Genomic DNA, 13,980 nt, shown 5'->3' with positions numbered 1-13,980 from the left:
TCGCCGCCAGAGGGGGCCGGACATCTCGAGGTCGAAGGCACCACCCCTTGCCATCGGCACGGCCGAAATGCCCTAGGCGATTCGACACAGGCCAGTCAGAAGGGTCCACTGGTCTCAGCTGGGTCTAGAGGCGGGTCTTGTTGATCGTCCTACCCGAGATGACTGATCTCAGTCAGGGGCAAAGAGGTAGAACGGTCCGCCCTGCCGTCCTGGAACGCCTGCGCATCACCGATCTGCTCTGCGTATCTGTGTCAAAGACAGATACGCAGGTTCACAGATCGATTGCTGCCACGGCGTTCTTATGGAATGTCCAGTTCATGGACATGGAAGCAGCGGAGTGGCCAGTCCCCATTCCACCAAGACCATGCGCGTGCCTGGAGATGAAGGACAGCAACCTCACCCACGACAACTCAGATCGAGAACTATTTGCTGTATCAGTAGTCATGACTGGTTCGCACAGCTAGACCAGCCTGGATCCCAAGATGGGATGAGTGAGACTGGTTCACCTTGAGCCTCACGTCGCGAAGTCTTTGTAGTCCCATAAGTGACCTGCATAGGGACCAATAGCTGGACTCGGATGAGAGACGCAATGCGATTCATTCGGCGCATCGCCGGCGCGGATTCCTTGCTCAGCGGTCCACAGACGCACCCTGGCGATACAGCTCCTTCAACAGCTGGTAAGCCTCGTTGAGGCGGCGCATCGCCTCGAGCGAACCGCCGGCATCGGGGTGATGGCTCTGGGCCATGTCCCGGTAAGCCTCACGGATCTGAGCCAGGGTGAGTCGCTGGCCGGGGTCGGTGGGCAACTGCAGCAACCGCAGCGCACCGTGCAGGGTCATGGTGTGCTCCAGGGTCTGGAAGGAGGTGCCACGGCGACGGCGGCGGAACCGGTGCACGAAGCGACGGATCAGGGTCGGGATTCGCAGCGTGAGGGTCTGACCGCTGAAGGGGTCCTCAAGCACACCGGCGGTGACCATGACCCGCTCAAAGGTGGGCGCCGCCTCACTCCAGCCGGGGGCGAACGGCTGCATCACCTGGCAGGCCGCCGACCAGGTGAAGCTGCGGCCATCGCTCTGATCCGACTGGGGCCAGATGTCCTGGGCCAGCCAGACCATGGCCGCCTCCAGCACCGCCTCGTTGGCCGGCGACCCGTACAGGGCGTGCCAGTGGTTCCCAGCTTCCTCCAGGGCCTGTTGCACCAGCTCCCCGCCGAGGGCGGGCAATGGGGCCAGGGGCAACGACGCGGCGCGCGCCGGGGAGGGTGGCCGAAGGCTGCGCTTGATGACGTCAGAGCGGCGACGCACAAAGCCGGGCAGGTCGATCCCGCCGCCACCTGGCACTGGACGGGGAGGATCCTCCGTCGGGGCCTCCCATTCGAATTCCGCCTGGAGCGTGTCCATGGCCCCGCGCCCGAGCAGCACCAGGGCCCCCTGCTCGTCGAAGTCCCTGCTGTCATCTGGATGCTGGGGCAGCTGGCCAGACTCCGCTGAGAGCCCGTCGTCGTCCTCCTCGTCGGAGCCGAACAGATCGTGGAGCAACCGCTCGAGCACATCGCCCCGGCTGCGGATTCCCCACTCCCGGCGCAGCCCATCCAAATGCGAGACCAGCTCCCTGGTCAGGTCGAGGCTGATCCGCTGTTTGGCGTCGCTGGACATCTCAGCCACGGCGGCGTTCCATCGGCGCTGGGTTCGCTGGCATGGGGTTCCTGATTAGGGTCCCCGTTGATCCCGCAGGAACTGCTGCTGGGCCTCCACGGCGTCGCGGTAGCGATCAACCAGCGTCCCCCCGGTACCGGCGGATCCAGAGCGGCTGCGCATCGGTGAGACCAGGGGCGAGGGGGCCAGGACGCCTCGGTTGGAGGAGGCGGGCGGGGGCGGCGGCGGGTTCAGCCAACCCGGAGCCGGTGATGGACGCAAAATCTGGGGTGGCGGCACCAGGGGTCCGGTGCCCCCCATCGGCACAGGGTTGATAGGGCCGGGCTGGGGGGCGATGGTCACGGCCGGAGGGGCGACGGGCGGTTGGGTCGGGCGGCTGGTGGCACCGGCCCGCGCCAACTCCAACTGCCGTTCCCGCTGCTGGACGAGCGCCAGCTGACTGCCACTCACCACGCTCAGGAGGTGGCCCGGGGTGGCATCAGCCGGATAGACCAGGCTGACCCGCACGGGGTTCACGACCCCCGGGACCAGATCGATCTGGCCCAGGGACAAACTCTGCCCCGAGCGCAGCCCCACGTGCACCTCGCGCAGGCCGGCAGACGTCTGGATCTGGATCGAGCCCCGGAAGGCCGTGAACGGCTGCCCCCCGATCAGGGTGGGGTGGCTCATCACCAGCTCGTAGGGGCCATTCCCCTTGAGGTTCAAGTCCACATCAAACCTCACCCCGTAGGTACCGACGTTGTCGAGGGAGGAATCGACCATGCGGCTGGCCAGGGCATTGACCTGCACGTCACGGGTGCCGAAGTGGTGCCGGTCGGTGCTGGTGAACGGCACGTGCAACGGGCCCTTGGCATTGAGGTCGTGGGTGATGGTGGCCTGGTACGAATCGCCCAGAGCCACTCCACCCACCCGGGAGAAGATCCGCCGGTTGTGGATGTCGTTGATGCGACTCAGGTAGACCCGGCCAGGGGCCAGCCGACCCGCGTCCAGCACCGCCAGCACATCACGATCCGAATTGGGCATCTTGGCGGCCACCACCGCCATCTGAAACGGCCCATCACTGCGGCCCCGCAGCAGGGCATTGGCAATACCCAGGGCGGGCAGATCCGTCTGGAAGAGGACGATGCGGCTGCGGGCCGGAATGGTGATCTCGTCGCTGAGTCGGCTGTCAAGCCTGCCGCGCAGCATCTGGACCGCGGTGGCATCACCGGGACCGGTGTTCCAGGGCCTTGGTCCCAGGGGTTTGACCCCCATCAGGTTGTTGGCGAGGTAGGGGGCCTCGAAGCTGTTGCGCACCGCTCCTTTGGAAAAACGAATGTGCACCGGCCGGATGCCCGGATTGATCAGGATGGCGGCCAAGGTGAGCTCGGCCCGACGCTCGGAGCGAGAAATGGAGCGGCGATTGGGTGGGAAGTACTTGTGGTGAAGATGCATGCCGAACTCACCATTGAAGGTGTATTCCGCAGAGCGGAGAGCTTGCCCCGTCTCACTGGCGTAGGCGTACCCGGGGGTTGTGGTGATCAGGATGCCCGGCCCCTCCACTTCCTCGGGCTGGTTGGAGTGCAGCACAGGCACGTTGTTGAAGGTGCCGTTCAGGGGGCGAGCCTTCTGCCCTGCCATCAGGGACACGTAGGCGTGAACGGGCTGGGCGGGCTGCAGCAGCACCATGCCCAGACCAAGCGTCAGCCAGACACCGAAGGAACCAATGGGAGCGACCAATCTCAAATTGCGACAGGCTTGATGGTGTGGGTGGCCAGGGGAGGGTAAGGCGGGAAGCGACCAGCCCAGTCACTGGGGGGTGCGCGCACCTGGGGAGCCCCGGATGGAACGGCGGGCTCGCTAGAACGGTCCCACTCTGAAGATTTTGTCATGATTCCTCCCTTCGGGACCTGCTCCGGCTCGGAGTCCGGAACCGGTGCCCTGCGGCGGTATCAGGAACGCAAGCTGCGCATGTTGAGCTTCTGGCGCGATGGCATTGAACGCCAGCTTGCCGCGTTGAACGCCGCCATCAGCACCCTCGAACACCAGATGCACCGCGATCAGCCTGACCATCAGGGCTGAGGCCGCTGGCCTCCAGCTGTTGCCGCAGTTGCTCAAGGCCCTTGTGCAGCAAACGTTTCACCGTCATCGGGCTGACCTCCATCTGGCGGCCCAGGCGGCGGTAGCTCCAACCCGCCAGCACCACCTGCCGCACCACCAGACGCTGGCGGGGCTCCAGCAAGGCCAGCATCGAGACCACTGAGGGCCCTTCAGATTCCTGGCCACAGGGCTCACAGACTGTGCTGGCTGCCACCGCCTCGGCCAGTATGGGGTCGTCCAGGTTGGCGGGTCTTGCCAGCAATCGCTGCACCTCAAGCCGCCGCCACTCCGCCGGGGTGATGCCCAGGGTCTGGCTCAGGGCCACGACTCCCAGGCCTGGATCTGATTGGAGAAGCGGATGGTATTGCAGGCGGTTGAACCGCTCCTGCAGTTCCGCCTGCCGTCTGGGAAGCCGCACCACCGGAGCCTCGTCGCGGAGGTAATGGAGGATCGCCCCACGGATGTGTGGTCTGGCGAAGGCCTCGAACGGGGTGCGGCGTTCTTCGCTGTAGAGCTCGGCGGCCCGGATCAGTCCCATCAGGCCCACCTGGAGCAGATCTTCGAAGGATTCCCTGCAACAGCGGGAGTAATGCAGGGCGAGGGGTCGGACCACGGCGCGATACTGCTCGACGCGGCGGTTGCGGCTTGTGGTCGAGCCGCGATGGAATTGATGGCAGGAGGAGGGGGTCATGGTCTGGAAAGCACAGCCTGGGCTGGTTCGGTGGATCTGATGGGCCGCAGTGCCGTTGGGGCCGCGGTGATCTCCTTTCCAGGGAGGGACAGGCCTGCCGAAACACGCAACCGTGAAACCACGGAAGTTCTCGGTTCTGGGGCCGGAGCCGGGATCCGCTGGCTCAGGCCCGCAGGGCCGCCACGTGCGCCAACAGAGACCAGGGACCGTGCCGCTCCAGCCACGCCCTGTCGGAGCCCACGGTGCAGAGCAGAAACCCTGCAAATCCAAGGGCGTTGACACTGAAACCGGCGCCGTGCTCCCGCACCCGGCGCACGGTCATGAACCACTGGTCGTCGAACAGAAGGTTGTACGGGTGCAGGGGCTCGCTGTTGGTGCTGGGATCGCCGAGATCGAGCGCGCGGGAATGGGCCCGGTAGAGAGCGGCCAGGTCGGATCCGCCACAGGGATCGGTGCGCCGACTGAGGCGATAAGCCCAGGTCCAGGACGCCTCGGTCCCTGCCAGCTGCGCCAGAAACAGCGGAGCCAGCGGGCAGCTGAGCTCCCCCTGTCGGCGCGGCAGCAACTGCAGGTGCCGATGGGGCTGGCTGGCTCCGGATCGGGCACCGCTGTTGAAGAACCACAGCCCTCCGGTGTCCTGACTCACCTGGCACACCGCCCGCCAGTCGGAGTCCTCGATCCAGCCGCTCTGGGGTCGCCAGTCGCTCGTGATCACAAGCAGGTGGGCGTCCTGGACCGGATATTTGTTGAGCAGCAACACATGGGCGGGCTTGAGCAACGCCACCTGCAGGGGCCTGTCCCAGGGCAGGAAGGGGTTGGGACGGGGTCCCTCCTGGCGGAGGTGACGGGGCGTGCTGGACAGGAGCTGGCGGACGAGGAAGGGCTCAGCGCCAGGAATCTCCAGCAGGCGTGTCTCCAGGGGCACCAGGGCTCCCCGCAGGCGGGCCAGCTCCGAGACCTCCCTGGCGCGCTGCCAATGACGCTCAGCTCGCACCGGCCTGCAGACGGGCCAGGGAGGCGCCCTGGTAATAGCGCCCAAGGATCTCGTTGTAGCGGAGGCCCTGCTGGGCCAGATCCTGAGCGCCGTGCTGGCTCATGCTGGCGCCCAGGTGACCATGGGCTTCCTGGGTGATGCGCGTGGTGGCCGCGTAAAGACTCTCGACGATCCCGCCCTGGTAGCTCAGGATCACACCCGAGGTGCCGGCGGTGGCCTGGCGGGTGCGGGGGGTGACACTGCTCAAACCCCGGTAGGCCTGCCAGCGGGTGGTATCGCCCAGATGCCAGTGGGCACTGGCTGGGCGCGCCATGTGGGCCATGGCGTAGGAGCGGGCCGCCACCGCCTGGGCCTTCAGGGCCTCCATGTGCCAGCTGCTGGGCATCTCGGCCCCCACCACGGAGCTGATGTAGCGCTCCAGGGAGACATGGTTCACCAGCTGGAGGCCCCTGGGACCACGCAGCACCCGGAGGCGGCCCTCATAGGGCCGTCCGTCCACCGACAGGACATGACCAGAGCCGGTCTCCAGCCACACCTCGGCCCGGGCCGCCATGGCGGCGCCCAGGTCGGGCGAGGCGTCGGGACCGCCATCCTGAACGGCGCGCCCATCGCGATCCACCAGTCGCCAGTAGCCATTGGCACCGAGCTGGGGGGAAGGGGAAGCTCCCAGCAGAGCCACCCGGATTTCGAGGGGCACTTCTGGGCCAGCCTCCGGCTCCACAAGGGTCGGGTCGGGATCACTCAGGCTGGTGCGCTGGGCCTGCAGCGATGTCGCGGCCAGGAGGTCCTTGTCAGGGGGAGCCGAGGCGCCGGTGGTTGTTTGCGACACCTCCCGTGGCTGGGCGATGAGAGCTTCGAGCAGGTCCGCTTCCGAACCGGAACGGGAGCCGGGAAGGAGATCCTGGGCCGCAAAGCCCGCTCCTACCGCTACGACGGCCAGGGGAGCGGTCAGCAGGATCGGGTGGCGACGACAACCCTGGAGCAGGCGCCGGCCACTGGCACGGAGTGCGGCGATGGCGGCCGCGAAGTGCCGACGCACAGCAGGGTTCCACGAAGGGGTAGTCGGATCATGCCGGAAAACGCGACCCTGCACCCTCGTGGCGCAGGACGGTCGCCGCATTGCACCCGTGGTCCCGTGGGGGCCAAAGGCCGGGATCAGGTGGCAGCTTCAGCCTTCAGGTCTCGCTGCATCAGCTCCTGCACCGCCTGCCTGGCCTCCACCCGGCCCGCCAGCAGCCGCACGACCTGGTCGCAGATCGGCAGTTGCCAGCCCTCCCGCTGGGCGAGGGCCAGGGTGGCCCGCGCCGTTCGGGGGCCCTCCACGGTGGCGCCGATTTGTCCCAGGGCAGTGGCCTCGTCACACCCCTCCGCCAGCAGGGTGCCGAAGCGGTAATTGCGGCTCAGGCTGCTGTTGGCCGTTGCCAAGAGGTCCCCCAGGCCCGCCAGGCCGTAGAGGGTGGTGGGCTGGCCCCCGAGGGCCGTGAGAACCACGGCGATCTCCGACAGGCCCCGGCAGAGCAGGGAGGCCTTGGCATTGGCTCCCAGACCCAGCCCATCGCTGATGCCGGCTGCTAGGGCGATGACGTTCTTGAGCGCCCCGGCGGCCTCGGTGCCGATCGGATCGGCATTCGTGTAAAGGCGAAAATGGGGGGCCCGCAGCTGCTCCTGCAGGTGGCGGGCCAAGCCGTGATCCCGGCTGCTGAGAACGCTGGCCGCCGGCAACCCCCGCTCGAGTTCATCGGCCAGATTCGGGCCGCTCAGCACCGCCAGCGGCACGTCGGGGAGATGGCGGCGCCACAGCTGACTGGCGGTGCAGAGGGTGTCCAGATCGATTCCCTTGCTGCAACTCAACAAGGGAAGATCCGCCGGCCAGAGCCTTTGCAGCTGCGTGCCCAGGGGGGCCACCCCCACCATCGACACGGCCACCACCACGAGATCGCAGTCCTGAAGCAGCGTGGCCGGATGGCCCCCATCCCTCCGGGACCAGCTGCTGAGATGGTGGCCCTGACGCTCCCAGAGCCGCAGGAGCGTGGCGCCCCAGGCGCCCCGACCCAGCACCGTGATGCGCAAACTCATGGACCAACGCGGGGATCGGTTCCCCTGATCGCCTTGCCATCATGCGCCATCCCCGAGCTCACCATGGCGACCGCCCCCAACCCCTACTGGCAGGCCTGGGAGGGCCAGGCCCTCGTCGTTGGGCCAGGGGGGCTGGGCCTCGCGTTGGCAGCAGAACTGGCTCGGCGGGCCCCATCGCTGCGGGTCCGCACCGCCGGTCGCCGCGCTGCTGACCTGCCGCTCGACCTTTGCGACGACGTCAGCCTGGAGCGGTTCTCGGCCATGGCCGCCCGCGACCTGACCCCGTTGCGGGTCGTGATCAACACGGCCGGACTGCTGCACGATGGCGCGATGCAGCCGGAGAAGCGCCTCTCCCAGGTGCGTCGCCAAGCCCTGGAGCGCAGCTTCGCCGTCAACGCCTATGGATCCCTGCTGCTGGCCCAGGCGATCGAGCCGGCCATGGCAAGAGATTGTCCGGTGCACTTCGCCAGCCTCTCGGCCCGGGTGGGCAGCATCGGCGACAACCGGCTGGGGGGGTGGTACGCCTACCGGGCCGCCAAGGCGGCCCAGAACCAGCTGTTGCGCACCCTGGCGATCGAATGGCAACGCCGCCTGCCCCAGGCCTGCGTGACCCTGCTCCACCCGGGCACCGCCGCCACCCCGCTCTCGGCCCCCTTCAGCGGCTCCCTGGCCGCCTCGGCCCTGTTCACGCCCGCCCGCTCCGCCTCCCATCTGCTTGATGTGCTGGAAGGACAGACGGCCGCCAGCAGCGGCGCCTTCCTGGCCTGGGACGGTCAGCCGGTTCCCTGGTGAGGCGTGCTAGGCGGCGTGGCCGCGGAGCACCTCCAGCGGGATCACCTCCAGGGTGGCGATGGCGGAACTCTCCAGCCGCACCGGTGGGGCCATGCCGTCCTCATAGGCCTCCAGCCAGCGGGCGGCACAGACGCACCAGTGATCTCCGGCCTGGAGGCCGGGGAAGGAATGGGCCGGCACCGGGGTGGAGAGGTCGTTGCCCTGGGCGCGGCTGTAGTTCAGAAAAGACTCGTTCACGACGCAGCAAACCGTGTGGCGGCCAAAATCGGCTGGATCGCCCTGGCAGTAGCCATCCCGGAACCATCCGGTGAGGGGGGCACATCCACACTCCTGCAAGGGTTCACCCAGCACATTGCGCTGGTCGGCTGGGGGCTGCAGAGAGGAAGCGGCCAAGGCCCGGGAGCAGGTGGAACGGGCTGAGTCTGCCGGAGGACTGGCACAAAAAGCGGCCAGGAGGTTGACGAATTCCGGGGGGGAGGCGTTAAAGGTCATTCAGCACGACCCCCTTCATGAGCTGGGATTTCACCGAGGATGCGGCCTTCCTGGCCCTCTGCGACGCCTACAAGGAAAGCGGTGAGCCCTCCGCCATGGAGTTTCTGGCCCATGGCGAAGGCGCCTTCCACTTCCAGGAACTCACCCAGAACGCGGCCGGGGAGGGCATCGATCTGAGCGATTCCGATGCCCTCGATGCCTTCCAGCAGGAGGTGATCGACAGTCTTGAAGAGCTGTGCAGCTGATGCCTCCCCAAGGTCTCAGCCGTAAAAGAAGGCGATTTCCTTGTCCTTGAGCCCCTCCCAGCCGGCCTCCCGCAGACGTTGGTCAAGGCTGAGGCGATCGAGGTGCTTGGCGCCGGTGCGCACGATGCGGTTGCGCATCGACTTCTTGACTCCGCTGCGGGCCCGGCGACCCTCCAGCTCCATCACTTCGCCGTAGAGCGCGAGCATGGCGGCCGGGATCGGCGTGCCGTCGAGGTCCACACCGGCCGCAATGGCGTCATCGACGCCGCCGGGTCCTGCGATGGCCATGGCAAGGGAGTCAGAGGGTCTCCAAAGCCTGCCACGGCCAGGCCCCTGGCCGGGTGTGGGGGGCGGTTCAGGCGCTGAAGTAGCGGGCCTGGCTGTGCAGGGCCACCAGGGCTGTGGTGCTCTGCTCGGGCTCCAGCTGGTCGCTGTCGTCCATGGTGAGGCCGATGCGGTCAGTGCCCAGCCAGGCGAGCTGCTGGCGGGAGTCGGCCACGTTCGGGCAGGCGGGGTAACCGAAGGAATAGCGGCTGCCCCGGTAACGCTGGGCCAGCACCTCCCGGAGGGCCGTAGGTTCTTCGGCAGCCAATCCCATCTCCCTCCGGACGCGGGCATGGGTCCACTCCGCAAGCGCTTCGGCCATCTGAACCGCCAGCCCATGGAAGTAGAGGTAGTCGGTATAGCGGTCGGCGCGGAACAGCTGCTGGGCAAAGGTGGTGGCGCCTTCGCCCATGGTGACGGCCTGCATCGGCAGCACATCCGACGGGCGTAGGGACCCATCAGCGCCGGTATCGCTGTCGCCGTAGAAATCGGCGATGCAGTAGCGGTTGCCGCCCCGCTGGCGCGGCAGAACAAAACGCCCCAGCTCAAGGCCAGCGGCGGCCGGTGGCGCCCCAGCCGCCATCCCCTCGGGATCGAACACCACCAGGCCATTGCCGTCGCGGCCACAGGGGAAGTAGCCGTAGGCCACCCGCGGGGTCAGCAGGCCTTCACTGCGGCAACGTCCAAGCCATTCCTGCAACACCGGCTCTGCCTTTTCAGCCAGCATCGCTTCATAGTCCTGCCGGCTCTGCTGCTGGGTCTTGCGCAGCTGCCACTGGCCGGCGAAAAGGGCGTTGCGATCGAGGTAGGCGAAAACCTCGTCGAGGTCGATGGCCGTCTCGGTGAGCACCCTCGATCCCCAGAAGGGGGGGATGATCGCCGCTTCGGCCGGCACGGCCGCAGAACGCTCCTCGCTGCCGGTGGATGGAACGTCGGCTGGGGACCCAACCGCAGGCTCCATGGCGGCCGGCGGCGCGGCCTCCCCTGCAGCCACTGAAGGTGCGGCGGGCTCGTTGAGGCCCAAGCCCTCGGGAGCACCGTCGAGGAAACCCTCGTGGTCATCCCACCTACCACCCGATTTGGCGTCCATCAGGGCATCCATGAAGCGCAGGTCGGCGAAGGCATCGCGGCCGTAGATCACCTGGCCCCTGTAGGCCTGGCGGCAGTCGCCGTTGACGAACCGGGGCGTCAGGGCCGCACCGCCGAGAATCACAGGAACGGAAATCCCGACGTCGTTGAACGTTTCCAGATTGTCCTTCATGAAGGCGGTGGATTTGACCAGCAGGCCGCTCATGGCGATGCAGTCAGCTCCGTGCAGCCGTTGGGCCTCGACGATGGCATCGACGCTTTGCTTGATGCCCAGGTTGATCACCTCATAGCCATTGTTGGTGAGGATGATGTCCACCAGATTCTTGCCGATATCGTGGACGTCGCCCTTGACAGTGGCGATCAGAAACTTGCCCTTGCTGCTCGATTCTCCCTCCTTTCTCTCCATGTGCGGCTCGAGAAAGGCCACGGCGGCCTTCATCGTTTCGGCGCTCTGCAACACGAAGGGCAACTGCATCTGGCCGGAGCCGAACAATTCACCCACCACCTTCATGCCATCCAGCAGATAGGTGTTGATGATCTTCAGGGGTGGATGCACCGCGAGGGCCGACTGGAGGGCGGTATCCAGGCCAATGCGTTCACCGTCAATGATGTGCTGCTTGAGACGCTCCTCAAGCGGCAGATCGGCCAGCGAAGGTCCTGAGGCCCGGGCCTCTTTGGCGCTGACCCCCTCGAACTCGGTGGTCAGCAGGGTGAGCGGGTCATGGACACAGATCCCGTTATCGAATCTTCGCCGGTCGTGGATCAGATCGCGACAGATCTGCTGGTGCTCTTCACTGATCTTGGCCAGCGGCAGGATCTTCGCTGGGCTGACGATGGCGGCATCCATGCCGGCCTGGCAGCAGTCGTGCAGGAATACCGAATTGAGCACGATGCGGGCGGCCGGAGACAGCCCGAAGCTGACGTTGCTGACCCCCAGCACCACGTGAACCCCAGGAAGTTCGCTGCGGATCCGGCGGATCGCCTCGATCGTGGCGGCCGCATTGGCCCGATCTTCCTCGATGCCCGTGGAGATGGGCAGGGCGAGGGGGTCGTAAAAGATCTCGTGGGCTGGAAGGCCGAATTCGAGCGCATCCCGGTAGGCCCTCTGGGCGATGGCGAACTTGCGCTCGGCGCTGCGGGCCATGCCCTCCTCGTCGATGGTGCCCACCACCACCCCGGCGCCGTAGTCTCTGGCCAGTTCGAGCACTTTGAAGAAGCGCTCATCGCCATCTTCGTAGTTAGTGGAGTTGAGAATGCACTTGCCGCCGGCCACTTTGAGGCCGGCCTCCATCTTCTGCCACTCGGTGGAATCGAGCATCAGCGGCAGGTTCACATTGGTGACCAGTCGGCTCACCAGGTCGTGCATGTCCTTGACCCCATCGCGTCCCACGTAATCGACGTTGACGTCAAGCACATGGGCGTTCTCCTTCACCTGGCCCCGGGCCACCGCCACCAGGCCATCCCAATCCTCGGCGTTGAGCAGCTCCCGCACCATTTTCGAGCCGCTGGCATTGAGCCGTTCGCCGATGATCAGGAAGGAGTTGTCCTGGAAATAAGGGGTGACGCCATAGATCGAGGCCACCGCCGGTTCGTAGTGGAGCGGGGGCCTCTCCAGCCGTTGCTGGGGCCGCCGCACCTCCCGTTGGGCCGGATGGAGGCCGGCAGCGAGCTCCGCCAGCGCACCGATGTGGGCCGGGGTGGTGCCGCAGCAGCCACCGATCACCTGAACGCCCAGATCTTCGACGAAGTGCATCATCTGCATCCTCATCTCGGTGGGGGTGAGGCGATAGTGAGCCACCCCGCCGATGTTCTCCGGCAATCCCGCGTTGGGAATGCAGCTCACCACGAAGGGACTGTGCTGACTCAGGTAGCGGATGTGCTCCTTCATCTGCTCGGGCCCCGTGGCGCAGTTGAGGCCGAGCACGTCGATCGGGAAGGGCTCCAGGATCGCCACCACGGCGGCGATATCCGAGCCCACCAGCATGGTCCCGGTGGTCTCCATGGTGACGGAGACCATCAGGGGTCGCCGTTCCCCTGCGGCGGCAAAGGCCTCTTCGATCCCCTGCAGGGCCGCCTTGATCTGCAGCACGTCCTGGCAGGTCTCGACGATGAACAGATCAACGTCACCGGCGATCAGGCCCGCGGCCTGCTCCCGGAAAGAGGCTTTCATCGTGTCGAAATCGATGTGGCCCAGGGTGGGCAACTTGGTGGTGGGACCCATCGATCCGGCCACGAAGCGGGGTTTCGCCGGGGTGCTGAAGGCGGCGGCCATCTCCCTGGCCAGTTCCGCGGCCCGGCGGTTGATGGCGAAGGCCTGGTCCTCCAGTCCGTACTCGGCCAGCACGATCGAGGCGGCCCCGAAGGTGTCCGTTTCGATCACATCGCAACCTGCCTCGAGGAACAGGCGATGGACCGCCTGGACCGCATCGGGCCGGGTGAAGACGAGATTCTCATTGCAACCCTCGAGGGCCGCGCCACCGAAATCCTCCGCCGTCAGGTCCATCTCCTGCAGGGAGGTGCCGGTGGCGCCGTCGAAGACGAGCACAGGACGTCCCGGTCCATGCAACCAGTCGAGGAAGCCGATGCGATCGGTGGGGCAATGGATGGCGGCGGAGACGACCATCAGGCGTCGAGGCGAATACGGGTGACCCAGTGGTCATAGGAAGGATCGCGGCCCTCCGTGATCGCTGTAAGACGGTCGCGCAGACGCTCCATCACGGGACGATGGCTGGGCAGGTCGGTGGATTCGATGCGACGAACCGGGGTGACCCTGGCGGCGGTGCCGCTGAGGAACACCTCGTCGGCGATCATCAGTTCGGTCTTATCGACCGCCCGCTCGAGCACGGGGATATCCATCGACCGTGCCAGCTCCATGAGACTGGCGCGGGTGATGCCCTCGAGGATGTCCTGATCGACGCCGGGGGTGATCAGCACACCGTCCCGCACGATGAAAAGATTCATGCCGCTGGCCTCGCTCACCTTGCCGCGACTGTTGAGCAGCAGGGCCTCATCGAAGCCGCTCTTGACGGCTTCGGTCTTGGCCAGCGAACTGGTGATGTAGGCCCCACTGATCTTGCCCCTCAGGGGCAGGGAGCGGTCCTCCTGGCGGCACCAGCTGCTGATCCGGCAGCTGACCCCCTCGGGGGAGAGATAGTCGCCCATCTCAATGCCGTAGATGAGGAAGTCGGTCTGGATGTTGTGCAGCCGCGGAGCGATGCCGAGGTCGCTGGTGTAGACGAAGGGCCGCAGGTAGATCGGGCAGGTGGGTCGGTTGGCCTGAAGAAACGCCTGGATGGCGCTGTGGATCGTCTCCTCAGCCAGCTCGGTCAGCAACAGCCGGGCACTCTGGCTGAGCCGGCGGGCGTGGCGGTCGGCACGGAACAGCAGGATTTCGTTGTTGTCGGCCGGGTTGGGCAGGGCCCGCATGCCGCCGAAGGCGCCCGTGCCGTAATGCAGCGCATGGGTGGCCACCGACAGGGTGGCCTCAGCAAAGGGGACGCACTGTCCGCCGAACCAGGCATAGGGCAGGAACTGGTGCATGGA

Annotated in this window: 12 protein-coding genes; 2 read left to right on the top strand and 10 right to left on the bottom strand. The window is 66.6% G+C overall.

Annotation, left to right across the window (positions count from 1 at the left end; all coding sequences use genetic code 11):
• Positions 1–629: 629 nt before the first annotated feature.
• The 6 genes from KBY95_RS02680 to KBY95_RS02655 form a co-directional block, all read right to left on the bottom strand.
• Positions 630–1,655 (bottom strand): J domain-containing protein, encoded by a 1,026-nt coding sequence (locus KBY95_RS02680; protein WP_261353429.1) that lies wholly within the window; start codon positions 1,653–1,655, stop codon positions 630–632.
• Positions 1,656–1,709: 54 nt separating this feature from the next.
• Positions 1,710–3,323 (bottom strand): DUF3370 family protein, encoded by a 1,614-nt coding sequence (locus tag KBY95_RS02675; RefSeq protein ID WP_254963280.1) that lies wholly within the window; start codon positions 3,321–3,323, stop codon positions 1,710–1,712.
• Between the two features lie 340 nt (positions 3,324–3,663).
• Complete coding sequence (locus KBY95_RS02670; RefSeq protein ID WP_254963126.1) at positions 3,664–4,425, bottom strand: sigma-70 family RNA polymerase sigma factor; 762 nt, start codon at positions 4,423–4,425, stop codon at positions 3,664–3,666.
• 163 nt (positions 4,426–4,588) lie between these two features.
• The gene (locus KBY95_RS02665; protein WP_254963125.1) at positions 4,589–5,419 is read right to left on the bottom strand and encodes a DUF4922 domain-containing protein; all 831 of its coding nucleotides are present in this window, start codon (positions 5,417–5,419) and stop codon (positions 4,589–4,591) included.
• Positions 5,409–6,458 (bottom strand): SpoIID/LytB domain-containing protein, encoded by a 1,050-nt coding sequence (locus tag KBY95_RS02660; RefSeq protein WP_254963124.1) that lies wholly within the window; start codon positions 6,456–6,458, stop codon positions 5,409–5,411. Before KBY95_RS02660 ends, KBY95_RS02665 begins: the two co-directional genes overlap by 11 nt.
• Before the next feature lie 116 nt (positions 6,459–6,574).
• Positions 6,575–7,495, bottom strand: coding sequence for an NAD(P)H-dependent glycerol-3-phosphate dehydrogenase (locus KBY95_RS02655; RefSeq protein ID WP_254963123.1), 921 nt, complete (start codon positions 7,493–7,495; stop codon positions 6,575–6,577).
• 63 nt (positions 7,496–7,558) lie between these two features.
• On the opposite strand from KBY95_RS02655, the gene KBY95_RS02650 reads away from it, so the two are divergent.
• Positions 7,559–8,287: an SDR family oxidoreductase gene (locus KBY95_RS02650; RefSeq protein ID WP_254963122.1), complete on the top strand. Its 729-nt coding sequence runs from the start codon at positions 7,559–7,561 to the stop codon at positions 8,285–8,287.
• A gap of 6 nt (positions 8,288–8,293) precedes the next feature.
• On the opposite strand, the gene KBY95_RS02645 is transcribed toward KBY95_RS02650, so the two are convergent.
• Positions 8,294–8,680, bottom strand: coding sequence for a DUF2237 family protein (locus KBY95_RS02645; protein WP_254963121.1), 387 nt, complete (start codon positions 8,678–8,680; stop codon positions 8,294–8,296).
• Between the two features lie 116 nt (positions 8,681–8,796).
• On the opposite strand from KBY95_RS02645, the gene KBY95_RS02640 reads away from it, so the two are divergent.
• A complete protein-coding gene (locus KBY95_RS02640; RefSeq protein WP_254950716.1) occupies positions 8,797–9,024 on the top strand; it encodes a hypothetical protein in 228 nt (75 codons plus the stop codon).
• 15 nt (positions 9,025–9,039) lie between these two features.
• Here KBY95_RS02640 and KBY95_RS02635 read toward each other — a convergent pair whose 3' ends face one another.
• The 3 genes from KBY95_RS02635 to KBY95_RS02625 all read right to left on the bottom strand — a co-directional run bounded on the left by KBY95_RS02635 (position 9,040) and on the right by KBY95_RS02625 (position 13,977).
• Positions 9,040–9,312 carry a DUF4090 family protein gene (locus KBY95_RS02635; protein WP_254963120.1) on the bottom strand — a complete coding sequence of 91 codons (273 nt, stop codon included), beginning with the start codon at positions 9,310–9,312 and terminating at the stop codon, positions 9,040–9,042.
• 67 nt (positions 9,313–9,379) lie between these two features.
• Positions 9,380–13,060 (bottom strand): methionine synthase, encoded by a 3,681-nt coding sequence (gene metH / locus KBY95_RS02630; protein WP_254963119.1) that lies wholly within the window; start codon positions 13,058–13,060, stop codon positions 9,380–9,382.
• Positions 13,060–13,977: a branched-chain amino acid transaminase gene (locus tag KBY95_RS02625; protein WP_254963118.1), complete on the bottom strand. Its 918-nt coding sequence runs from the start codon at positions 13,975–13,977 to the stop codon at positions 13,060–13,062. Before KBY95_RS02625 ends, metH begins: the two co-directional genes overlap by 1 nt.
• Positions 13,978–13,980: the final 3 nt, after the last annotated feature.

It is taken from the genome of Cyanobium sp. Aljojuca 7A6, from assembly GCF_024346455.1.
Lineage (GTDB): Bacteria > Cyanobacteriota > Cyanobacteriia > PCC-6307 > Cyanobiaceae > Cyanobium.
The sequence above is the reverse complement of the archived record's forward strand: the minus strand, read 5'-3'. Positions and strand labels throughout refer to the sequence as shown.

Coding starts and splice junctions, on each gene's coding strand:
- KBY95_RS02680 (WP_261353429.1), bottom strand. CDS start 1,655: ATGTCCAGCGACGCCAAACAGCGGATCAGCCTCGACCTGACCAGGGAG.
- KBY95_RS02675 (WP_254963280.1), bottom strand. CDS start 3,323: ATGGTGCTGCTGCAGCCCGCCCAGCCCGTTCACGCCTACGTGTCCCTG.
- KBY95_RS02670 (WP_254963126.1), bottom strand. CDS start 4,425: ATGACCCCCTCCTCCTGCCATCAATTCCATCGCGGCTCGACCACAAGC.
- KBY95_RS02655 (WP_254963123.1), bottom strand. CDS start 7,495: ATGAGTTTGCGCATCACGGTGCTGGGTCGGGGCGCCTGGGGCGCCACG.
- KBY95_RS02650 (WP_254963122.1), top strand. CDS start 7,559: ATGGCGACCGCCCCCAACCCCTACTGGCAGGCCTGGGAGGGCCAGGCC.
- KBY95_RS02640 (WP_254950716.1), top strand. CDS start 8,797: ATGAGCTGGGATTTCACCGAGGATGCGGCCTTCCTGGCCCTCTGCGAC.
- KBY95_RS02635 (WP_254963120.1), bottom strand. CDS start 9,312: ATGGCCATCGCAGGACCCGGCGGCGTCGATGACGCCATTGCGGCCGGT.
- metH (WP_254963119.1), bottom strand. CDS start 13,060: ATGGTCGTCTCCGCCGCCATCCATTGCCCCACCGATCGCATCGGCTTC.
- KBY95_RS02625 (WP_254963118.1), bottom strand. CDS start 13,977: ATGCACCAGTTCCTGCCCTATGCCTGGTTCGGCGGACAGTGCGTCCCC.